Raw genomic sequence first — 23,209 nt, forward strand, 5'->3', positions numbered from 1 at the left:
CCACTTATATCCCTCAACTAATCATTCTTAACCTTTCTATTTTCACTCATAAGAAAGAAGAAAGGTTAGGCGATATTATAGAAAATAGGCATATATGGGTTATAATAATACAATAGGTTTTAGGAGCGGTCGTATTGTTAGTAGGCAAAGTTAGTACCGTGCTCACAGAGCTATTCAAGATCTCTTTTTTAAAAGCTTTCTAGCTTTAATCAACTGTACCGTAAGCATTGTTATAACTAATGGCAATCCGCGTAACAAAAATTCGTTTTCTTAATATTGTCAATAATAAAAAAACTTCATTCAGAAAATTTTTGTTAACCGCTCTTGCAAAGAAAAATTGTTTCATTAAAGATCAAGCAGAGATGAGGATTGCATTAAAATTAGGTTCTAAAATTACTTAAGTTCACCTTAAATCCAGTGCAGCGGTTCATTGTTATATGCAGCAACTAGAGAATAAAACAGCGAGAAAGCCCCGTGACTACTCTCAATTCTTTTCAAGAAAAGCGCAATTATATCGACCTCTTTGATGACCCACATACTAAGGAGGGAAGGATCATTGATAAAATATTGGAAAAATATAATTTCGGTCTTATTACGCTTGATCATCAAGGAAAAATCTTATCCGTGTCTGATGTGCTATTGGAGACGGTTCAGCTTCAAAGATCAGCAATGATAGGCCGAAACTTGGTAGATTTTATTGGAGATTCCGAATTTAATGCTTGCTTTATAAGTAAATTAGACTCACTTTTTAGCTCAAAAATTTCAAACATAAATTTTACAACTATATGGAAAACCAATTCAAAGAGATTGCGCTTGTATTTTGAGCTGTATCCTTGTCCTGAAAATAGCAATCAAATTAGTGGTTATAGTCAGACAGTGCAAGAAGCCTCACTTGAACAAAGCTTTAAGGAGAACTATGCAAAAATCATTAACCATTTGGGTGCCCTTGTATGGTTAAGTTTTGCAGATCCCAAGGATCTTCATTACGTGAGTCCTAACTTTAAACTATATTATGAGATGTCTTTAGAGGACTATTTAGCAGATCCTTCGCGCCTTCTTTCACGGATTCATCCTGAAGATCAGGATAAAATGTTGAAAGTGTATGATCCTCACGAGGGGGCAGCAATTAATTACGGTGACTTCCGTTACTTGCTGGACGATAATTCCTGGCGCCATATTACTTTTTATCGTTTTCCAATTTTCAGTACAAAGGGGGAGATAGAAAAGTTTATTGGCATTGCTATGGATACGACGCCTTTCCATGCAGCAGAGCAAATAGCTAAAAGCGAGCAACACCACTTTGCTCAGGTTATTACTGAGCTTAAGAAGAGTAACCAACTGTTGGAAGAGGCTACGTCTTTTGCTTGTCATGACCTGGCTCAACCCTTGCGAGCGTTTAAGATGTATACGGAGATTTTAGAAAGCACCTACTTGCAAGATACTAACCAGGAAGGAAAATGTATTATGCAGTCTATTAAGGCTGCCGTGGAGAGGATGCATGACCTTGTAAAAGGCATCGGAAACCTATCCCTGCTGGGTTTAAGCAGAGCCGACTTAGCAGAAGAGCATACCAATGTTGCAGAACTTCTGGAAAGGACGCTGGTTCCTATTTATGCCTCCTCGATCAAACCCTCGTGCCATATTGACGTGGTACAAGCTCATCCTCTTAAGGTAAAGCAAGAACACATAGCAGCTATTCTGGAAAACCTTATTACCAATAGCATTAAATACAATCAGAACTTTCCGCGCATTCAGATTCGATCTAAAAAGTTTGCCTCTGCAGTCGTCTATACCATTTCAGACAACGGCATAGGAATTCCAAAAGAGGCAGAAGATTATATCTTTGAACTTGGTAAACGCCTACATACGAAACCAGATGCTTTAGGAAGTGGGATCGGCTTGGCTGCGTGCCGTAAAATCATGGACTTGTATAAGGGCAAGATATGGTGTCATTCTCAGATGGGACAAGGGGCAACTTTTTACTTGCTATTTCCTAAAAGCATTCGTTGAAAGCAAACATCTGCCTAATGACTTATGCCTTCACGTGCAATCACTTTGATGACAGTCAGCCATAGAATATAAAGATCAAACGATAAGCTTTGACGTTTCAAGTACTCTTCTTCGAATTTGATTTTTTCCGCCACTGATAATGAATCACGGCCATTAACTTGTGCCCACCCTGTTAATCCAGGCCGAATCTGATCAATCCCCTTTAGGCGGCGCATTTCCAGCCATTCGTGTTCGTTATAAAGAGCAGGGCGTGGACCCACGAAGCTGATATCGCCCTTTAAAATCGACCATAATTGTGGTAGCTCATCCATACTCGATTTGCGAAGAAAGCTACCAATAGGGGTTAAGAATTGATATGGATTTATTAAAAGGCTAGTCGCTACTTGAGGGGTATCGACCCACATCGATCTAAATTTTGGCATATAAAAGGGCAGACCATAGCGCCCAATGCGTTCCGACCAATGCAGAATAGGACCCTTTGAGGTAACTTTGACCGCCACTGCAATTAGTAAAATCGGAATAGCAAATATGATTAAGCAGATTATAGCGATCGCTATATCCAATAAACGTTTGCTCATTGGTTGTTGACCCTTACAATAACCTCTTCCACTTGCCGAACGATGTTCATAATTGCCTGTTGATCGTCGGCTTCGGCCATGACACGAATCAAAGGCTCTGTGCCCGAAGGGCGGACTAGCAAGCGACCACTCATTTGTTGTAAACTCTTTTCAGCCTTAAGCAGAGTGTCCTGAATCTCGCTTTCATCCATAATGCTTTGATTGTAGACGCGGACATTACGCATAAATTGCGGAACCGGCGTAAAGGGTTGGCCAATATCAGACAGTTTTTGTTGATTTTCAGCAATCACGCGCAGTACCTGCAAGGCTGCAATTAATCCATCCCCAGTCGTGCAATAATCTGATAAAATCAAGTGACCTGATTGCTCGCCGCCAACATTGCAGCCATGGGATTGCATCGCTTCGATAACATAGCGATCGCCTACAGCTGTACGAATTAATCCTAATCCTAACTTATTAAGATAACGCTCCAGGCCCAGGTTCGACATTTGTGTTGCAATGATGCTGTCCCCTTTTAAAAGGCCATACTGATGCCATGACGTCGCAATTAACGCCATAATCGCATCACCATTAATCACACTGCCGTTTTCATCAACCATGATCAAGCGGTCAGCATCTCCATCTAAGGCAATGCCTAGATCGGCTTTATGCTTTATGACAGCCTCTTTGAGAGCGGCCGGAGAGGTCGCACCACAATTTTCATTAATATTGATACCATCCGGAGCGACACCAATGCTGATAACATCAGCGCCCAGTTCCCAGAGAACTTTCGGCGCCACTTTATAGCCGGCGCCATGGGCACAATCGACAACTATTTTATAGCCGTCTAAGCGCATTGAGCGAGGTAAGGTAGCTTTAGCGTATTCCACATAGCGACCCATGGCATCATCAATCCGTCTAACTTTGCCCACATGATAGGGATCAGCTAAATTAAACTTCCCTTCGAGAATTAGCTGCTCTAAAGCCAATTCTTCACTGTCATTGAGTTTATTGCCTTCAGAATTAAAAAACTTTATCCCATTATCATGGTAGGGATTATGGGAAGCAGAGATCATGACTCCCAAATCTGCTCTCAAAGCGCGGGTCAGATTGGCGACGGCGGGTGTCGGCAACGGGCCGACCAAAGCAACGTCAATGCCCATAGCCGCAAAGCCTGCGGTTAAGGCAGTTTCAATCATATATCCTGACTGGCGCGTGTCTTTGCCAATCACAACACTATGGCGATGGGAGCCGCGCGTAAAAATTTGAGCTGCAGCCATGGCCGTCTTGAGCATCATTTCTGGGGTAATTGGATATTGATTCGCTTTCCCTCGAATGCCATCAGTGCCAAAAAGAGTGCGAGATTGTTGTTCAGACATTAAACTTCCAGATTTATAAATGTTAACAGCATCAAAATAACCCTCTCAGAGGAAAACGACAAGAGTTATGACCGCGCAAACAGAACTTTAATCAACTGTCGTGCGGCCTTAAAGATCGCCCAACCGAGCCTAATGGCAATTAAGCCCCCAATAATGGCGGTAAAAATGGGATGATTAAGCCAGTAGGTGGTGATGGTTGTATGCAGATCATTAATTAAGACAATGGTATCTTCAAGCATTTTGGTTTTTCCTAAATTGTTGTGAGAACTAAAAAAGATCTCTGATTTGGGCATTTTAGCAAAGTTTTTGAACAAAGAACATATACTGTTAATTTATCGCATAAAATAAAAGATTTTCATGTGGAGTTTGGAGAGCGCCAATTAGTCTTATTAGGTCATAAAAGGGAAAATAATTCCTTAAATGAGTTGCTTTTCTTCTTTTAAAAGAGAGGCTAGGTTAAGACTCGTTTCTTGTAGATTTCCAAAATCCTGCTGGGACAATGGAACTTCTTTTAGAATCTATAATAAGGAAGGATGGTCATGTTTAAGCTAACCCTCAACACATATCTCTTAGGTTTATGGGCTTCTGCCTTGTCAATAACTCCTATTCAGAGCAGTGAGAAGCCTGAGCACGGAACTTCTGCCGGTAAGCGGCCGCTTGAAGAATTAACGGTGCCTTCACAGAGTCATGCTGAAGAGTCAGCAGCGGAGCCCTCCACGAAAAAGCAAAAGGTGGAGGAAGAAGAGGCTCCTGAAGATTTTACCTCAAAACTCTATGAACCACAGCGAAGTAAGCAAATTAAGGAAACTATATTTGAGAAGGCAGGGCCCCAGGCTGATGTCAGTACTTTAACTTGGCAAGAGAAGGAGTGGCTTTATGAGACGAGGCGCTTAAGCGATATCGAGACTATAGAAAAACAGGGAGGCGGCGATGAGGAAGATTTATCCCGGATATTAGGAGAGTTATCGAATTTCTATGAGTATAAAGGTAGAGGAGATTTAGCTGATGAAATGCTTAAAAAGAAAGCAGATCTTGACTTAAGGTGTGCTTTAATAGGGGATGAAGCTACGCTGGGAATATTTAATTATATGATAAGAAAGGGGCACTTGGACGATAGCTTCTTCCGAGAGATCATTAAATATTATCGAGAAGACCCCGATCTCTTTGTCGACGGTAAATATAGTTACCTTATTGAAGATAAAGATTTTCATAAGCATGTTTTGTCCCTAGCTAGGGGGTATAAGAAATCCTTTCCCGAGACTCAAAAAAATCGCCAGGAAGCTAATATCCCGCCTATTCCTCTCTATGATGATCCTCTTCAGATGGAGTTGCAGGAACGGATAGAACGCCGCAATAGCCAACAGAGCAAGTAAGGGGCGACCTCTCGTCTTTTCCCTTGTTATCTGGCGGCTTTAGCTTACGTAATCGGTAACTCGCATATAGTTCCTCTTTCGTAATCAAGGAAGCAGAGTCTGCCGTTATAATGAAGGCTTGCTGAAGAGGCTATCTGAGGGCAATAAAATGTTAAAAGGGAGGATGGATAAATCCTTCCTCGCTAAGTTAAAAGCTTGCGCCGGCGGGTATATCAACTTTTTTCTCCGTACCTTTTACGTCTGCCCAGTCTTTGCCATTATAACTTTCAGCTTTCCCACACACTATCTCAGTAGCGCATTCTCTGCATTTTTTTAGTTGCCAAGTATATTTTATAGCATCTTTCTGTTAAGAGCGGAAATAACTGTAAATTAATTTATAAAATTGAAATCTGCATTTTGCATTTTTCTGTGAATTAAATGATGCTGAATATTTTTTAAAAAAGAGTTAAGCAAAGGCCTTGCTGAAAGTAGGCCTTTGCTCGTCCCTGAGGCTAGGTAACTGTTTTTTAAGACCTAATTAGTCTCTTCCTTCATAGCCCTCCATAAAGGCTAGTTCCCAGTCTTCCATTCCTTCCGTTTCTTCGTCATAAAGCGCTTGCTGGTCCTCTGCCACCATTCTTTCATCTTCTTCTGCCAAGTCCTGTCTGCGAGACCAGTACCTCTCTGCTTTCTCTCTGTAGGCAGGGGCCATCAACGGCGCAAGTTCTTTGTGGTGAGGGCGACCAAATCTTTCCACAACCACTAGGCCTGTGCGAGCAACATCATACATGAATAAATCAACGGCACCTTGTAATCTCTTTGATCTTTCATCAATGGAATAACTTAAATAGTGAATAGCAGGATCCCCCATCGTAAATTGATTACTTTCCGCGTCATGCATTTCAAGGGCCTCTTTTAAGAGGGACTTTATTATATTAAATTTCTGACTGGTCAGGTTTCTTAGGAATACCCTTTCATGCTCAAAGTCATTGCTCGACATTAGATGTAAGCTGGACAAAGAGCGGCTCCTGAAATCTATTTCTTGTTCAGCATAATAATTTGTTTGCATAGCAGCAACACTCGCCAGAGGCGTATGGGCAAACAGCAGCATCAGTCCGGCCGCAATTGTATTTCTAAAATTCATTTCTAAACTCTCTCTTTTTATATTTTTCTATATTAATTAGCTTGCCCGTAATAAGCCGTAATGCTGGCGGGGGAGCTAATTATTTTTCTAGAATTATAGCGCTCTCTTCTCTTTCAGGCTTTTAAAGGCACTCATCGTCGATGAAAAGAATCTCTGTCATTCCTGAGTGGAATAATACCTCTATCAGACGGTTTTCCAATCCGGTAAATCTACCTAAGTACCCTTAGTACGTAGCCTTAGGGGAAGCATCTGCATTCATCCAAGCGTAGGAGCGGCTTAGCAAACCGACAGGGGAACTTAAATTTCTAACAATCGCAGTGACTATGAAAGAAGGAGCTTTGCAGATAAACTTGCATGGCTGGTCCCGCTAAGGTTTAAAATCGATGGCCTCGATTATTGAACGATGCTTGCGTCTTTGGCAACGGAATGTCATAGTGAGGCAGGATTATCGCTAATTTTCTATGAAATCAATTCACTTCTAATTGATTAGACTATAAAACAGGGACCCATAACGGATGATTCAAAACTTTTTTGGTTTTCAATCAACTACGCCACACGAACGGACGCGCCGGGTGCGGGATGTTTTTCGGGGGTGGCCGCCAAGTATGATTTGATGAATGATTTAATGAGTCTGGGGATTCATCGCTATTGGAAATCCCAGTTTGTGCGTGCGTTACCCCTTAAACCTCAGGCGCGTATTTTAGATGTGGCCGGTGGTACGGGAGATATTGCCTTCAAAATATTAGAGTCTTATCCCTATTTGAACCCTTCTGTTACGGTGTGCGATTTAACGCCGAACATGATTGAGGTGGGGCGTTCACGAGCGTTGGATCGCGGCCATATCACACAATTGGAATGGGCCTGCGGCAATGCTGAATGTTTGCCTTTTGCGGATGAGCAATATGATATTTACACGATCTCCTTTGGTATGCGCAATGTCACTCATCTTAGCAAGGCTTTAGCTGAGGCCTATCGCGTGCTTAAGCCTGGCGGTTACTTTGTTTGTTTAGAATTTAGCCAAGTGCAATTGCCGCTCCTGGAAAAAATCTATAACGCTTATTCGTTTAATATTCTGCCTTGTCTGGGAGAGATCGTGGCAAAAGATCGCGATTCTTACCAGTATCTGGTTGAAAGTATTCGACGCTTTCCCACGCAATCCCAGTTTGCTGATCTGTTAAAAAGTACCGGCTTTGTGGACGTCGATTGGAAAAATTTTATGGCTGGTGTATCCTGTATCCATAGTGCACGAAAGAAATAAGAACTGACATGACCATACCTTCTTTAAAACCTGAAACTGTCACTAATTTAAAAGTAGACATTCAACAACTTCCTCATGGAAAAGACTTGCCATTGCCAAGTTATGCAACCGACCAAAGTGCTGGGCTTGATTTGTATGCTGCGATCACTGAGGATATTACTCTACAGCCGGGGGACATTAAACTAGTTCCTTCAGGGATTGCTATTGCTTTGCCGCAGGGCTACGAAGCGCAAGTGCGCTCTCGTTCGGGTTTATCGCTTAAAAATGGAGTTATTGTTCTAAATGCCCCCGGGACAATTGATGCTGATTATCGCGGTGAAATTATGGGGATTATGACCAACTTGGGTAAGGAACCTTTCATCATCACACGGGGCTTAAGATTTGCGCAGTTAGTTATAGCTCAGCATGAGCGCGTCGACTGGAATCAGGTCACGGGCTTAGAGGTAACCATAAGAGGGACAGGTGGTTTTGGATCAACAGGGTTAAAAGGATAGCTAACAAATGGCAAGAGCAGGGAAACTTTACCATACTTCAAAAAGTTGGGTGATCCCTGTTGCTTGTTTCTTAGGAATCAGCGCAGTTTTCGCGGCCTCCGAAAAGTTACCTTTGCCGCGATTTGCTTCAATCCGGTCGAATAAAGTTAACGTCCACGTTGGTCCGGGAAAAAGCTATCCAATTGAATGGACATATACCCGCCAGGGATTACCCATTGAAATTGTGGCGGAATTTGATACCTGGCGTCAAATCAAAGACCCGGATGGAACAGTTAGTTGGGTGCATAAAAGCCTATTATCGGGGAAAAGGACGGCCATTATTAAACAGCGACGTCGTAAATTGCGGAGTAAGCCTAATAAGGATGCCCGAATTATTGCTTATCTTGAGCCTGGCTTCATTGCGAAAATTAAAAAATGTGAGAAAGACTGGTGCCAACTTGAAGCAAAAAATTATAGCGGATGGATGCGAAAAAAAGCGATTTGGGGGGTGTATGACCACGAAGAGAAGGTTTGATCTGTGAATCTTATTGAGCTTACAGATGTCATCTATGCCGTTAGCCCAGGCATGCCCATCTTAAATGATATCAATTTAACAATTTATAAGGGTAAAATTACCACCATTATTGGGCCTAACGGCGCCGGCAAGACCAGCTTAATTAAATTGATGTTAGGGCTTTATAAACCGACGGCCGGCTTAATTCAGCGCCATAAAGGCCTCAAAATCGGATATGTCCCTCAAAAGCTTAAGCTGAATCCCTTACTCCCTATCACAGTCGAAAGATTCTTAGAGTTGGCCACACCACAAAACAATAAAAAACTGGGGAGAGAAATTGAGCAGGTGCTTCATAAGGTCGGCAGTTGCCATTTAAGGATGCGGCGAATGCAGGTGCTCTCCGGGGGAGAAACTCAACGAATTCTCTTAGCCCGGGCTTTACTGCAAAATCCCGATCTATTGGTTCTAGATGAGCCGGCGCAAGGAGTAGATATTATAGGCCAGTCTGATCTCTACCATCTTATTGCGCAGCTGCGAAACCAAATTGGCTGTGGGGTTGTTCTGGTGTCACACGATTTACATTTAGTTATGGCTGCCAGCGATGAAGTCATCTGCCTTAATCATCATATCTGCTGCTCTGGTACCCCCTCAGATGTCCAGAGTCATCCTTCTTATGCTCAGCTCTTTGGCGCTAAGGAAGTGGCCTCTACGTTAGCAATTTATACCCACCATCATAGCCATCGTCATGATCATTCCTGCCAAGGAGATCATAACCATGATTGAACTTATTCAACAGCCGTTTATTCAACGCGCCTTGTTGGCTGGAGTAGGGTTAGCTATTCCATTAGGTGTGCTTGGGTGCTTCATGTTGTGGCGCCGGATGGCATTTTTTAGTGATGCCATGGCCCATGCGGCACTGATAGGGGTGGTCATTGGAGCTATGGTGCCGATTCCACTGCAATTGGCTGTAATTGGAGTGTCATTGGTGGCAGCTCTCATTCTTTCGCGGCATCGCGGCACCTCTGCTTATCCTTTAGATACCTGGCTCAGTGCTGTTTCTTATGGAGGCTTGGCAATAGGATTATGTTTGATTGCTCTTTATCCTGAGTTGCGTGTTAAACCTGATGCCATATTATTTGGCGAAATTCTTAGTATTACAGCTGTCGATTTATACTGGGTCTTGGCTATTGCTTTGATCACACCGCTCATTTTTGCATTTATATGGCGGTCCCTCTTATTGGTGACTATGGATGAAGACTTAGCCGCCACTTCAGGGATATCGATTCAAACAACACAAGCCCTATTCTTGGCACTTATCGCTTTAGTTACGGCTATCGGACTCAAGATTATTGGGGCGTTACTTCTTCCGGCCTTAATGATTTTTCCGGCAGCTGCTTCTTCACGCTTTAGCCGCTCTCCCGAGACGATGGCCATCGGCAGTAGCTTAATTGCTATCTTATCTTTTATTATTGGGACTTTAGTATCATTTTATCTCGATTTGCCCACAGGGCCTGTGGTTGTTATAACGGCGCTCATGAGCATGGTTGTCGCAACTTTTAGCAAAAAAGGTTAAAAATATGTTGCAATTTTTCCCAGGATAAGCCATAAAGAAAACACGATGTTCGAAAGAACTTTGCCTCACACGAAGCGGGCGTAGCTCAGGGGTAGAGTACAACCTTGCCAAGGTTGGTGTCGAGGGTTCGAATCCCTTCGCCCGCTCCAAAATTTCCACCAATCTTTATTCTTTCCTTAACAAAATTTTGCTACAATATGCTTAACTGTTTTTATCCAGTTATGCGAACCTATATCTAGACTAGGGAAATTGAGGGAAGGTTATGTTTAATAAAGCCAGGAACCAAATAGCTGAACATTTATGCCAAACCGTAGCAGCGGCGGCTGAGCAAGAAGAACTAAGAACATTTATACGCCTGTTTATGGAAAGATTTCCAGTCACGCATATAGAAAAATCCTCTGTGGAAGATTTATCTTATTATGTTACTTCTGTTTGGGAGAGTTTTAAGACTTATGATCGCTCTGCGCCTTTTGTAAAGGTACACACGGGCACAATATCTAGCCATCGCACCGAGCGGCTGTTTTTGACGCTCATTAATCGCGATCGTCCCTATTTAATTGAAAGTCTTCTAACATTTTTTCAACGCTGGAACCTAAAGCCACAACTGCTTATCCACCCTGTCCTAGCCGTGGAACGGGGCCCTGATTGTGCGCTACAAAAGATTCATGAAACTAACCATGGGGATGCTAAAGAAGGTAAGAATTTCTCCTTTGAATCTGTGATATTTATCCAAGCTAAGAACCAATTTACTCCCAAACTTCTGGAGGCTTTTACCCAGGAATTGGCCGAGCTTTTAAAGAAAATCTGTCTCACTGTTGATGCCATGCCGGATATTTTGGCTACAATTGGCCACGTGCAGGAGAATCTGCCGCATGCTGTCATCGGAAAGTGTAGTGCCGAGGATGTCACAGAGGTCCGTGATTTCCTTTCTTGGCTAAGTGCGCGTTACTTTGTTCCTCTAGGAGCGCGATATTTTAATGTCGAGAGTAATGCCCCCGGTGCAGAGTTTTATTGTTTGAGCGAAAACGCTACCACCCGCCAAGGTTTATTCTTATATGACGATTTCTATCAGCTGGATGATGTGGTTCCTAGCTTGAGTCGCGCGAAAGTGATCCTTGAATCCAATATTAGTGATCCAGGTATTCATCAGCTGATGACAGTGGTTAAGACTAATCAACGCTCCCCAATTCACCGTCCGTCCCGGATCGATTCTATTGAACTGATGGATTGGGATAGTACCGGCAAAATTAAAGGCGTCTATCAGATTATTGGTGTTTTTACCAAGGAAGTATTTAGTGTCAGCCCCTTTGAAATCCCGTATTTGCGCAAAAAAGCCCAAATTGTATTTGACCAATTTAACTTGGACCCAAAATGGTATGACGGTAAATCATTGTTAGCAATTCTGGATAGTATCCCGCGCGATGAGATGTTTTATCATTCCATAGAGCAGCTGTTTAATATATGTGATACGGTGCTGGAGTTACGCGACCATGCAGGTCTTTGCGCCTTTGCTAGACCTGATGTCTATGGGCGCTATGTTACAGTGATTGTCTTTATGACTCGCGAGCGCTATAGTCATACCCTTAAGGAGAAGTTGGGTCAGTTAATTATTAATCATTATGATGGAAAAATTGGCTCAAGCGTGGCCCAAGTGGGCGATTTACCCTTTGCAAGGGTCATTTATGTTATCGAATTTGCGCATCCGACTCAGATTGAGAGCAATATAACTAGCCTACAAAAAGACCTAGCCGAAGCTTCTTTAAGCTGGATTGACCGCCTTGAAAAGTTTTTAGACCAGCAAACAGATATGGATAATACCTCAGGGTTCCTAGCCCCTTATCGCCACAGCTTTCCTGCGGCTTATCAAGAAGCGTTTTCAGCTCACGAAGCCTACACGGATATTCTTTATATTGAACAGTTAACGGAAGAGATGCCGATCAATATTAATATTTATCCACGTAAGGAAAAGGGCGTGGGTGTGAAGATTTACTTCAAAGGTCACTCGTTATCGCTGTCCTCTTTATTGCCAATCCTAAATAATTTCGGTCTAAGGGTTCTCTCGGAGACCACCTATGCAGTTGATCGCTGTGGGATGGAGTATCATATTCATGACTTTGAAATTGATATAGATGCCTCTGTTCAGTGGTCTCAGCATGAAGCCTTGCTCCGTCCAGCCTTTCAAATGGTGTGGTTTAACAAGATTGAAAATGATGGTTTTAATCAGCTTATCTTAATGGCCGGCTTGACAGTCAATCAAGTCAATATGATTCGGGCGTATGTCAAATTTAACTTACAAGCTAAGCTACCTTACTCCCAATCCTACGTTGAACAGACCCTGGCCGCTTATCCGGATATTTGTCAGCTGCTGGCTGAATTATTTAACCATAAATTTAATCCGGACCTTGATCATAGAGTACCATTGCATATTATTGAAGAAAAGATTCTGGGACGTCTGCAAGAGATTTCTCGACTTGATCATGATCGCATCCTACGGCGCCTATTAAACGCTATGCAGTCAACCTTAAGAACCAATTTTTATCAATTAACTGATGACCAAAAGGATAAAGATTACTTGTCCTTTAAATTTGATTCCTCTCAGCTGCTTGATCTGCCGCAACCTCGTCCCGTTTATGAAATATTTGTCTATTCTGCCGCTATGGAAGCCATTCATCTACGTGGTGGCAAGGTAGCTCGGGGCGGATTGCGTTGGTCTGATCGGTTTGAAGACTATCGTTCAGAAGTTTTAGGCTTAATGAAAGCACAAATGGTCAAGAATTCTGTGATTGTCCCCTTAGGATCCAAGGGAGGGTTTATCGTCAAACGTCAACATGAGTTTTCAGACCGTAACGATTTAATGCAAGAGGTTATCCGGTGTTACCAGACCATGATCAGAGGTCTATTAGATCTTACGGATAATCTGGTGGGAGGAAAGGTTGTGCCCCCTGTGCAGGTGCTGCGATATGATGAAGATGATCCTTATCTGGTGGTCGCCGCAGATAAGGGAACAGCCACTTTTTCAGATATAGCTAATGCGCTTTCCAGTGAGTATGGGTTCTGGCTTGATGATGCCTTTGCGTCCGGCGGTTCTGCTGGTTATGACCATAAGAAGATGGCCATCACGTCACGGGGCGCGTGGGAATCGGTTAAACGCCATTTTCGAGAAATGAATAGGGATATTCAATCCGAAGCCTTTACAGTTGTTGGCGTCGGCGACATGTCAGGTGACGTTTTTGGAAATGGGATGTTACGGTCAAAGAAGATTTGCCTGGTTGCCGCCTTTGACCATCGTCACATTTTTATTGATCCAACGCCGGATATTGAGATTTCTTATGGCGAAAGAGAGCGCTTATTCAAATTGCCACGTTCTTCTTGGGACGATTATGATAAAAGCCTTATCTCTGAAGGTGGTGGCGTCTACGCCAGATCACAAAAATCTATCCGGTTAAGTGATGCTGCTCTTAATCTGTTAGGACTGGAGCCGGCTGCCTATAGCCCGGATGAAATTATCCGCGCTATTCTAATGGTTGAGGTTGATTTGCTGTGGTTTGGGGGAATTGGCACCTATGTTAAAGCGCAAGCAGAATCGAATACTGATGTAGGGGACCTTACGAATGCTGCCTTAAGAGTCGAGGGTCGCCAGTTACGGGCAAAGGTCATAGGTGAGGGGGCAAATCTGGGTATGACCCAGCTTGGTCGTATTGAGTATGCTTTAAAAGGGGGGCGTATTAATACTGATGCTATTGATAACTCTGCCGGCGTAGACTGTTCTGATCATGAAGTGAATATAAAAATTCTGTTTTCTAGTATTCAGCATCAAGTTAACAAGGAAAGTCGTAATCAGTTACTAGTAAATATGACCGATAAGGTGGCGGAGCTGGTCCTGCAAGATAATTATCGTCAAACCCAAATCTTATCTATTATGCAGCGCACCAGTAAGGACAATTTAAATAGTTATCAGAGCTTGATTAAAACCTTAGAAACAGAAGTGCAGCTTAACCGGAATTTGGAATTTCTTCCAGACGAAGAAATCCTGGAGCGGCGCCGTGCCAAAAGCCAAGGCATGACACGGCCGGAGTTGGCAGTCTTGTTGGCTTATTCGAAAATATCTCTTTACAATAAGATTATGGCTTCTAATATTGTCGACCAAGCCTTCTATCACAAATATTTGCTTTCGTACTTTCCTGCTCTGATGCAGGAAAATTTTGCAGCAGAAATCCTAGCCCATCCTTTACAGCGCGAGATCATTGCTACGGTTTTGGCCAACACCTTAATTAATCGCGTGGGGCCAACATTTATCTATGAAATATCAACAGCAACCAATTGTTCTACCCCTGAGATTGTCCATGCTTTCTATGTGGCTATAGAGGCATTAGGGCTGGAGCAATGGTGGCATGAAATAGACCAAATTGATGGCTTAATGTGTGCTGATCTCCAGTATCAAGCTTATGAAGGTATTGCTTTTGCTTTAAAAATAGCAGTTATGCGGATCTTAGGAAGCAATTATAATAACATCTCACAAATAAGTGGCATTATGTCAGTCTTGCCTCATCTTCTGGCTCTGGAAGATCAACAACGATTGAGCGAGGATATGAATGGCTACTTAGATAAGAATATCCCGGCACCTGTTGCTCAGAAGCTAGGCTTACTAAGATTCTTAGGATCAGTCATTGACATTGCCTCCCTGCCTCTCGAGAATTATAGTCCTGCTGACCTTGGTCGGCTCTACTTTGCGGTGCGTTCTCTATTTGGGCTTGATTGGTTGCAAGAACAAGCGGTGGGGTTTGAAGCCACAAGTGACTGGCAAAAGAGCGCCCAATTAGGATTAATTGATGATATCGGTCAGACTGTTATGTTTCTATCCCAACAGGTTGTGGGGGCCGGCGGCATGGTTAACTTTGAAGAATGGGTTGATAGGCAACAGCCCCACCTTCGTCAAGCCAAGTCGATGTTAGCCCCCTTAAAAGCTACCTATCGCCCGGATTTGGGAATGTTAACATTTGCGGTGCGCCAGATTCAGCGCTTGCCCTATCTGAGAAATGGTTCTGGTACGCTCTCCTAGCTTTGAAATGAGACTGGTGAAATATTTTGGCTTTTTTCACGTGGCAAAGTGGAAGGTTCCTTCCTATGGTGTAGGTGGATTAACACATAAACAATAGCTTTTAATGCTGATCTTACAGTTAAATGTGAGATCAGCATCCTCCAAGCTCTCAGCTAGAAAATTAATACTAATTGAATTGTGTTGATTATAAGAAATTTAAAACGATAAAAATAAAGCCTTACAGTAAAGATGGAACTCAAGACTCAGTAAGACTTTAATCCTCTTGTGGCTCAAATATATTAAAGTGATTTGTACTTTGTAGATGTTCACTGGCAAAGTTGCTTATATTGTTGAGGTAAAGTGCTCTTTTCTAGTTTGGGAATAAGGTTAAAGCAGAGCAGGCATGGAGTCTAGAAAGTGATACAAATGCTCAAATTGGACCGCTGCTTAAATAAGCTCACTCACATATTTCTCGTCACGCTACTAATAGTAACTACGGATTGCAGCCATGCAGGAGAGGTCGAAAATAAAAATCTAAGAATCACAGACAAAGTATTAAGCTCTGACTTTATTATAGGCGATTCAACGATAATTGAGGCTCTTCCGGTAACTCCTCATTTGATACTGTCTTCCCCTCAGCTTATGGATTCTGAGGTCAAGAATGATCTTAAATTAGAGGATGTTGATTGGGTTCTCCTTGATGCTACTATCGTCGCCACCTCGCAGGTGGGAGGAAAGGTAGAGGAGCTAACGCTTCAGGAGGAATTCTTAATCAAGAAAAGCTCGCAGTGGATGAGAAGAAACGCTTCAAACAATACAGGGCATCTCATCTCTGTGCCTACGGTAAAACATTATGAGAGTGCTTCGTCTTTGGCGAAGGAACTTGCAGCTCTCCAACCCCAGGCTTCAGGTTTTTTGGGAACGGAAGAGCTTGACCTGGAGACCTATAAGAATCTTGATGTTAGCTCGGAAAATAGAAGTTTAGATCAAATTATACAGGCTGAGAAATTATCCTCAGATAGGCATTTACAGTTATCTTCAGAAAATGATGTCTGGTCTTATCGCTCACTTCTAGCCGCATTATCTGCCGCTGACCTTCCTTCATTGAGCTTAAGGACAGGGACCTATATGCTTGTCCATTGCGGGGTAAGATGGTATCTAAAACCGCAAAGTCTTGTCTTTAATATCCTTTTATGGTTGATCACTGATCCTCTAGGAAAACTGGCTTATAATAAATTGTTAGACGGTATTTTTACCTCTCGCCTGCAATCTCCTCAAACCACTCTTCAAAGTTGCTGATTCAGAACCTAATCGGTTAATTTTTCTGATAAACGCAATAAGTCCTGTCCCTGCGTCAGTCGCTCTTGGCTCTTAAGGGATTTCATGAACAGATTCTAATCTATAAAGATAAACCTATCTTTATTATCACGAAAGCTTGAGATATGAAAACTCTGATCTCAAGCTCCTTTCAAGCGATTATTAGCTTTTATGGTCAGCAATATTAGTCGCGAACATCCACTCATAACCATCTGGATCGATAAGAGTGCAAAATCTGTCTCCCCAAAAACCATCCTTGGGTTTCATGGTTGAGGTGGCCCCATTCGCTAGAGCTTGCTCATATAAGGCATCCACATCTTTGCAGTAAATATATAAAGACAAGGGGCACATAACGCCTAACGTTGCTGGCGAGCGGCGGGGAGAGTCCCAACAGCCTTCAGGCGCAAACATGACCCAAACATCTTGGCCAAACTTCATCTCGACATGCTGAATTTTGCCATTGTCATCTTTTGCAGGGTCCGAACTTAAGGTAAAGCCAAAAGCCTTTTTATAGAACTCTATCGCTTTATTTGCGTCCTTCACAACTAAGTAAGGAAAAAGGGCAGGGATGCCGTCTGGCTTATAGGGGCGAGTATTCATAATTGCTCTCTGTGGTAGGTGATAACTAAGCCATGCTAGAAATATAAACTATTGATGTCAAGGGCTCCCCAAGAGCTAAAGTCAGGAGCTGCGTTGTTACTGCTTCTAGATTATGGGGAAGCAAAACGAAGATAAAATTCCATCAATGTTCGCCCTTAAAAAGAAGAGATTATCTCCCTTTATCCCTAACATCCTATATTTGCATTGAAATATTCAGCAGTATTGCTTAATATAAAAAAATTTGTTACAGAGAAAAATCTTAAATAGGTTCACAATGTCTAAAAAGATGGGGTTTAGAGAAGTCGTTTCTCTAGTTATTGGCAGCCAAGTAGGGTCTGGGGTCTTTATGCTCCCTGCTAGTTTAGCCCTTTTAGGACCTATCAGCGTTTTTGGCTGGCTCATCTCCAGTAGTGGGGCGATTCTTTTAGCGCTTGTCTTTGCGCAATTATGTATCCAACTTCCTAAAGCCGGCGGGCCCCATGCCTATGTAGAGGCCGCTTTTGGTCGGGAAGCTGCGTTTTTTACCAGTTGGGTGTATTGGATGATTTCGTGGGTTAGCAGTATAGCGGTGATTATTGCGGCGGTTGCTTATCTTTCGCCGTTGCTCAATTTACACTCCCCTTTACAGAATCTGATCTTAGAGATCACTTTATTATTAATTATCACTATTATTAATATTCGCGGGACCGCCTTTGCTGGATCAATGGAGTTCATTTTAACTATTTTTAAATGTATTCCCTTGTTGCTCATTCCCATGCTGGGGCTGTTTTTTGGCAGTGCGCAAAACTTTGAGCCGATGAATCCCAATAATTTTGAACTGATGGATGTTCTCCATCAAGCAAGCTTAATGACATTATGGGGCTTCATTGGCTTAGAATCAGCCACCGTCACCACTGCGGCTATTGATAACCCGCAAAAAGTTATTCCTAAAGCTGTTATTATTGGAACAATTACTGTTGCAGGCTTGTATATCCTAAATAGTATCGGTGTGATGGCTGTAGTGCCTTTACAAGAGCTAGCCGGGAATAAGGCCCCGTATGTCGAAGCATCCTCTCACTTGTTTGGAAAGGGATGGGATAAAGTCGTGGCCATTGTCGCTTCAATTGCGTGCATTGGTACCCTTAATGCCTGGGTTTTAACCAGTGGCCAAATCGCTTATGGCGCTGCAAAAGATAATCTTCTGCCTGAGATGTTGGGAAAGGTCAATAAGTATGAGTCTCCGTATATGAGCCTGATTTTGTCTTTCCTGGGCAGTGTCCCTCTTCTCATTATGACATTGGATAAGAATTTAGTGGTCCAGGTGAATAAGATTATTGACATCTCTGTCACGGCATTCCTTTTTGTGTATATTCTGTGCATGCTTTCGTATATCAAATTAAATGCTCATAAGAAGCCAATTTATCTAATTATTAGCCTATTAGCCGTTATGTTTTGTAGTTGGGCGCTTTATTATACAGATTTAAGTCTGATTCTTTGGAGCTCAATCTTTTTCTTAAGCGGTTTGCCAGTTTACCTTTGGCAATATAAGCATTTTAAGAGGCCAGTCAAGGCTCCCAAATTAACTTAGAGAGTTGGGAGAGAACGCTTGGCTGATGGTCAAGGGATCTTCTAGCTTGTTAGCTAAGGGGGCTTGGGCCTTGAAATTGCGAAAAACACTGCTGCATTTGATTGTAGGATTGACCAGCCATTGAGGCAATAAGTACTAGCAATGGTGTTTTATTTTTAAAGCCAGATGGTGGCAATTAAATTCAAAACCGTTATTAATGTAGAGTCTGTGGGCAGCATGACGAATATACCCTGAATCCAGATGGACTTGATCACAATTGAGTTCATGGGCAAGTTTAATTGCATGTTTGATTAATAGGCTGCCATACCCTTTGCCCCGAACCGCAGCCCTCGTTATAAGATCGTCAATATACAAAATTTTTCCCCAAGCAAGCATTGTAAGAATACGTAATCCCAGACAAGCAACCACCTCGTCATCTTCCTGAATAGCATAAATTTTATATCCTTCACTCTGCTGCTGCATAATTTGCTTTATAAATGATTCTTCGCTTTGTAAATGTGGTCGCAATTCTAAAAATGCCGGATAGCAACGGGATAGATCAAGGGGATCTTTGATAAGTATAACGGTCATCAATTTATCCTTTTAACTCTTAGAATACGGGTAATCTATAGAACAGGAATAGGGAATATTGTGTACGAAGTAAAGGAGAGGATTAATGAAATATATTTAAGCGGGATAAAATAAAGCCCCCTAAACAGGGGGCAAAGATTTTTATAGGTTTAGCCGCTTTAGACTAAGCAGCGGCTAATGATCTTAAAACATACGGGAGAATACCACCATTATAGAAATAGTCCACTTCATCCTGGGTATCGATCCGGCAATTAAGTTGTACCGTTAGCTTTTCTCCGTTAGGACGGGTAATCTCACAGCTGACAACCATTCTTGGAGATATACCCTCTTCCAAGCCTTTAATGGAAATGGTTTCAAACCCTGTTAACATTAGGCTCTTGCGATCCACCCCTTCCGGGAATTGCAAAGGAACGATGCCCATGCCCACTAGGTTGGAGCGATGAATACGTTCAAAGCTTTCGGCAATAACTGCTTTTACCCCCAGCAGCCGTGTGCCCTTGGCTGCCCAGTCGCGCGAAGAGCCGGTTCCATATTCTTTGCCGGCAATAATCACAAGCGGCGTTCCTTGGTTTTGGTAGGCCATCGCGGCGTCGTAAATGGAAACAATTTCGCTGTTTGCCCCCGTTCGGGTATACCCGCCTGTTTTCTCCGGGACCATTTCATTAGCTAAGCGGATGTTGGCAAAAGTGCCCCGCATCATCACTTCATGGTTACCTCGGCGTGCTCCATAAGAATTGAAATCTTGCTGTGCCACCGCATGCTTTTCTAGGTAGCGGCCAGCTGGTCCTTCCTTCTTAATGCTTCCTGCCGGTGAGATGTGATCTGTGGTTACGCTATCCCCTAACAACGCCAGCACTTTAGCGTTATTAATGTTTTTGACAGCGCGATCGGCGGATTTTATGTTTTCAAAATAAGGCGGGTTTTTGACATAGGTACTGGTCTCATCCCAGCGGTAAGTTTGTGAGGCAACTGCATCAATCCGTTGCCAGTGTTCATCGCCTTTGAACACATTAGCATATTTCTGGCGATACATTTCTGGCGTCATGGAGGAGGCAATGGCTTCGGCAATTTCTGCTCGCGTTGGCCAAATATCCTTCAGATAAACGGGCTTGCCATCTTTAGAAAGCCCAAGCGGTTCCGTGGTAATATCAATTTTCATAGAGCCTGCTAGGGCATAAGCAACCACCAATGGCGGTGAGGCCAGATAGTTCAGTTTTACATGCGGATTAATTCTGCCCTCAAAGTTGCGGTTACCTGATAGAACGCCGGCCACACTAAGGTCCCCTGCTTCAATGGCTTTAATCAGTTCCGGATTTAAAGGTCCAGAGTTTCCAATACAGGTAGTACAACCATACCCGACAAGATTAAAGCCAACAGCTTCTAAATCTCTCATTAGGCCTGATTTTTCCAAATAATCACTTACGACTTGCGATCCCGGAGCCAGCGACGTCTTGACCCAAGGTTTAGGCTGGAGCCCTAAAGCACGAGCTTTGCGGGCTACCAAGCCAGCGCCTAACATAACGGAGGGGTTAGAGGTATTGGTGCAGCTGGTAATAGCGGCAATAACCACATCACCGTGATTAAGTTCATAATTCTTGCCTTCAACGGCGATGCCAGCGGCGTCTGATTTACCTTCAGCTTTAAGCACGCTCTCGCAAGATTGTTTTGCATCACTGAGAAGCACTTTGTCTTGCGGGCGTTTCGGTCCGGCAAGAGAGGGCAATACGGTCGCTAAATCTAGTTCCACATATTCATCATACGCGGGGTCAGGGGTGGTGCTATCTCGCCATAGACTTTGGGCCTTGGCATAAGCTTCAACCAGAGCAATGCGTTCTGAGTCGCGGCCGGTAAATTCGAGATAACGCAGGACCTCTTGGTCAATTGGGAAGAATCCGCAGGTTGCCCCATATTCAGGGGCCATATTACCAATTGTTGCCCGATCAGCAAGGCTTAAGTGATCAAGGCCACTGCCATAAAACTCGACAAACTTTCCAACCACGCCCTTGGCCCGCAGGATGTTTGTGACTGTCAGGACCAAATCGGTTGCGGTAATGCCTTCCGCTAACTTGCCGGTTAACTTAAATCCGACAACTTTAGGTAGCAACATACTTAGCGGTTGCCCCAACATCGCAGCTTCTGCTTCAATGCCCCCGACACCCCATCCTAAGACGGCCATGCCATTCACCATGGTGGTATGGCTGTCGGTTCCTACAAGGGAGTCCGGATAAGCTACAATCTCGCCAGCTTCAGTCTCTTGGGTCCATACCACTTGTGAAAGATATTCAAGGTTCACTTGGTGACAAATACCTGTTCCAGGGGGAACGACGCGAAAATTCTTAAAAGCTTGCTGACCCCACTTTAAGAATTTATAGCGCTCAGCATTACGTTGATATTCAAGCTCAACGTTTTTCTGAAAAGCCGTTGAGTTGGCATAATAATCCACCATAACAGAGTGGTCGATCACCAGATCCACGGGGACGAGAGGATTAATTTTCTCAGGATTGCCCCCTAAAGCTTGCATGGCGTCGCGCATGGCGGCTAAGTCAACCACAGCCGGCACCCCGGTAAAATCTTGCATTAAAATACGCGCTGGTGAAAAGGCTATCTCATTGGATGATTTTCCTTCAGCAGGTAATTTTGCTGCCGAACGGATATCATCGACAGTTACGTTCTTACCATTTTCATTTCTCAGTAAATTCTCGATTAAGACTTTAATCGTGTAAGGTAGCTTTGAAATAGGACCCGTCCCAGCTTTTTCCGCTGTAGCTAAGCTGAAATATGTATAGGTTTTATCTCCTACTTTTAGCTGGCTTTTCGCTTTTAGCGAGTCTAAGCAGTGCGTCATTGATCGTCTTCCCCCAAAATTGTCTAAATAGAGCACAGTTAATAATAAGGTATAGCGATTCTGACTCGAACTCAAGTGAGAGCACATATCAGATTAACTTTCTAGGTCATGGTATTTAGGTTGTATTTATGGTAGGGTGAGACAACAAATAACCTTTTATTCTAATATTTTGAGCGTAATAAATGAGTCGCTTATGTGCATCTTACTGTCTTGCTGACCGTTATCAAATAGATGAGCTCGCAAGAATTTTTCGAGCTGAAGGTTTTGATCCAAAATTTTATGATGACGTTATTCATGTCCAATATGGTCAGGACGAAGAAAAAGGTCATGCATTTTTCTTTCCTTATGGCTGTGCCGTATTTTGGGGAATAAACAAAAAGCATATTGCCACTCTGCTAGATTTGGCCACCGCCGCTACCATCAAACCGGTGGCGGGGATAGTCTATGATGAGTGTTATTACCTCTATACAAGTCAGTCTCGCATTATTGAAGAAGAAGATATGATTGAGCTCGATGGCGACGATCCAGTCTTAAAGTTATCTTTATCTTATGGATTGTCGCAGTCTGTTAAGCTCACTGTTTTTGAAAATACCATTGCTGAGGCCATTCAAAAAAGCAAGCATTTACCAGAAGAGTTAGCCGTAAAAGGCAAAACCAGTTTATCACGCCAGCAATTATCCCGTAAAATTGGGGCGCTGTATGCTGAGCGCCATTCCATCAATTTGCATAGTGACCTTTTAGATACGCCGGAATTTTTTTGGCGACGCCCTAAATATGAGAGCTATTATCATATGGCCTCTGACTATCTTGACCTGCATATGCGCACCAATATTCTTAATCAGCGCTTATCAATTCTTCATGAACTCTACGAGATTCTCTCAGATGAGCTTAAGCATTTGCACTCGTCTCGCTTAGAGTGGATCATCATCCTGCTGATTGTCTCAGAAGTCGTCTTGACGCTGCTCAAAGACGTTCTTAAATGGCTGTAACTTAATTGTTTTTACAAACATTT

At 43.0% G+C, this 23,209-nt stretch carries 18 protein-coding genes and 1 tRNA gene; 12 read left to right on the forward strand and 7 right to left on the reverse strand.

The features are described from left to right. The first annotated feature begins 474 nt into the window (after positions 1–474). Positions 475–2,010 carry an ATP-binding protein gene (locus HMO_RS0108355; protein ID WP_010301361.1) on the forward strand — a complete coding sequence of 512 codons (1,536 nt, stop codon included), beginning with the start codon at positions 475–477 and terminating at the stop codon, positions 2,008–2,010. 14 nt (positions 2,011–2,024) lie between these two features. Here HMO_RS0108355 and HMO_RS0108360 read toward each other — a convergent pair whose 3' ends face one another. The 3 genes from HMO_RS0108360 to HMO_RS17040 form a co-directional block, all read right to left on the reverse strand. Then, positions 2,025–2,588 (reverse strand): sugar transferase, encoded by a 564-nt coding sequence (locus tag HMO_RS0108360; RefSeq protein WP_010301364.1) that lies wholly within the window; start codon positions 2,586–2,588, stop codon positions 2,025–2,027. Next, positions 2,585–3,946, reverse strand: a complete 1,362-nt coding sequence (glmM, locus tag HMO_RS0108365) for a phosphoglucosamine mutase (RefSeq protein WP_010301367.1) — start codon at positions 3,944–3,946, stop codon at positions 2,585–2,587. Before glmM ends, HMO_RS0108360 begins: the two co-directional genes overlap by 4 nt. Before the next feature lie 65 nt (positions 3,947–4,011). After that, entirely contained in the window at positions 4,012–4,185 is a 174-nt protein-coding gene (locus HMO_RS17040) for a hypothetical protein (protein ID WP_175282105.1), read from the reverse strand. Between the two features lie 300 nt (positions 4,186–4,485). Between HMO_RS17040 and HMO_RS0108375 the strand changes: the two genes are divergently transcribed. Next, a complete protein-coding gene (locus HMO_RS0108375) occupies positions 4,486–5,319 on the forward strand; it encodes a hypothetical protein (protein ID WP_010301375.1) in 834 nt (277 codons plus the stop codon). Between the two features lie 517 nt (positions 5,320–5,836). On the opposite strand, the gene HMO_RS0108380 is transcribed toward HMO_RS0108375, so the two are convergent. Beyond that, positions 5,837–6,442, reverse strand: a complete 606-nt coding sequence (locus HMO_RS0108380; protein WP_010301378.1) for a hypothetical protein — start codon at positions 6,440–6,442, stop codon at positions 5,837–5,839. 613 nt (positions 6,443–7,055) lie between these two features. Between HMO_RS0108380 and HMO_RS0108385 the strand changes: the two genes are divergently transcribed. The 8 genes from HMO_RS0108385 to HMO_RS0108420 all read left to right on the forward strand — a co-directional run bounded on the left by HMO_RS0108385 (position 7,056) and on the right by HMO_RS0108420 (position 16,597). After that, positions 7,056–7,700 (forward strand): class I SAM-dependent methyltransferase, encoded by a 645-nt coding sequence (locus HMO_RS0108385; protein WP_010301381.1) that lies wholly within the window; start codon positions 7,056–7,058, stop codon positions 7,698–7,700. An 8-nt stretch (positions 7,701–7,708) separates the two neighbouring features. Beyond that, on the forward strand, positions 7,709–8,194 hold the full coding sequence (gene dut, locus HMO_RS0108390) for a dUTP diphosphatase (RefSeq protein ID WP_010301384.1): 486 nt from the start codon (positions 7,709–7,711) through the stop codon (positions 8,192–8,194). A gap of 7 nt (positions 8,195–8,201) precedes the next feature. After that, positions 8,202–8,708: an SH3 domain-containing protein gene (locus HMO_RS0108395; RefSeq protein ID WP_010301387.1), complete on the forward strand. Its 507-nt coding sequence runs from the start codon at positions 8,202–8,204 to the stop codon at positions 8,706–8,708. A 51-nt stretch (positions 8,709–8,759) separates the two neighbouring features. Continuing rightward, positions 8,760–9,470, forward strand: coding sequence for an ATP-binding cassette domain-containing protein (locus HMO_RS14410; protein ID WP_075261233.1), 711 nt, complete (start codon positions 8,760–8,762; stop codon positions 9,468–9,470). Then, on the forward strand, positions 9,463–10,260 hold the full coding sequence (locus HMO_RS0108405) for a metal ABC transporter permease (RefSeq protein WP_010301393.1): 798 nt from the start codon (positions 9,463–9,465) through the stop codon (positions 10,258–10,260). Before HMO_RS14410 ends, HMO_RS0108405 begins: the two co-directional genes overlap by 8 nt. A gap of 74 nt (positions 10,261–10,334) precedes the next feature. Next, positions 10,335–10,409, forward strand: a tRNA-Gly gene (locus HMO_RS0108410). A gap of 113 nt (positions 10,410–10,522) precedes the next feature. Continuing rightward, entirely contained in the window at positions 10,523–15,319 is a 4,797-nt protein-coding gene (locus HMO_RS14415; protein ID WP_010301396.1) for an NAD-glutamate dehydrogenase, read from the forward strand. Positions 15,320–15,724: 405 nt separating this feature from the next. Continuing rightward, positions 15,725–16,597 carry a hypothetical protein gene (locus HMO_RS0108420; RefSeq protein WP_010301399.1) on the forward strand — a complete coding sequence of 291 codons (873 nt, stop codon included), beginning with the start codon at positions 15,725–15,727 and terminating at the stop codon, positions 16,595–16,597. A 180-nt stretch (positions 16,598–16,777) separates the two neighbouring features. Here HMO_RS0108420 and HMO_RS0108425 read toward each other — a convergent pair whose 3' ends face one another. Further along, positions 16,778–17,215 (reverse strand): VOC family protein, encoded by a 438-nt coding sequence (locus tag HMO_RS0108425; RefSeq protein WP_010301402.1) that lies wholly within the window; start codon positions 17,213–17,215, stop codon positions 16,778–16,780. Between the two features lie 274 nt (positions 17,216–17,489). On the opposite strand from HMO_RS0108425, the gene HMO_RS0108430 reads away from it, so the two are divergent. Continuing rightward, complete coding sequence (locus HMO_RS0108430) at positions 17,490–18,782, forward strand: amino acid permease (protein ID WP_010301404.1); 1,293 nt, start codon at positions 17,490–17,492, stop codon at positions 18,780–18,782. A gap of 135 nt (positions 18,783–18,917) precedes the next feature. Here the strand turns inward: HMO_RS0108430 and HMO_RS0108435 are convergent, their stop codons facing one another. Both HMO_RS0108435 and acnA read right to left on the reverse strand, forming a co-directional pair. Then, entirely contained in the window at positions 18,918–19,352 is a 435-nt protein-coding gene (locus tag HMO_RS0108435; protein ID WP_010301408.1) for a GNAT family N-acetyltransferase, read from the reverse strand. Positions 19,353–19,515: 163 nt separating this feature from the next. After that, a complete protein-coding gene (acnA, locus tag HMO_RS0108440; protein WP_010301411.1) occupies positions 19,516–22,197 on the reverse strand; it encodes an aconitate hydratase AcnA in 2,682 nt (893 codons plus the stop codon). 182 nt (positions 22,198–22,379) lie between these two features. Here acnA and HMO_RS0108445 point away from each other — a divergent pair, with 182 nt between their 5' ends. Then, positions 22,380–23,186: an RMD1 family protein gene (locus HMO_RS0108445; RefSeq protein WP_010301414.1), complete on the forward strand. Its 807-nt coding sequence runs from the start codon at positions 22,380–22,382 to the stop codon at positions 23,184–23,186. Positions 23,187–23,209 lie beyond the last annotated feature (23 nt).

It is taken from the genome of Candidatus Odyssella thessalonicensis L13 (genome assembly GCF_000190415.1).
Taxonomy (GTDB): Bacteria; Pseudomonadota; Alphaproteobacteria; order Paracaedibacterales; family Paracaedibacteraceae; genus Paracaedibacter; species Paracaedibacter thessalonicensis.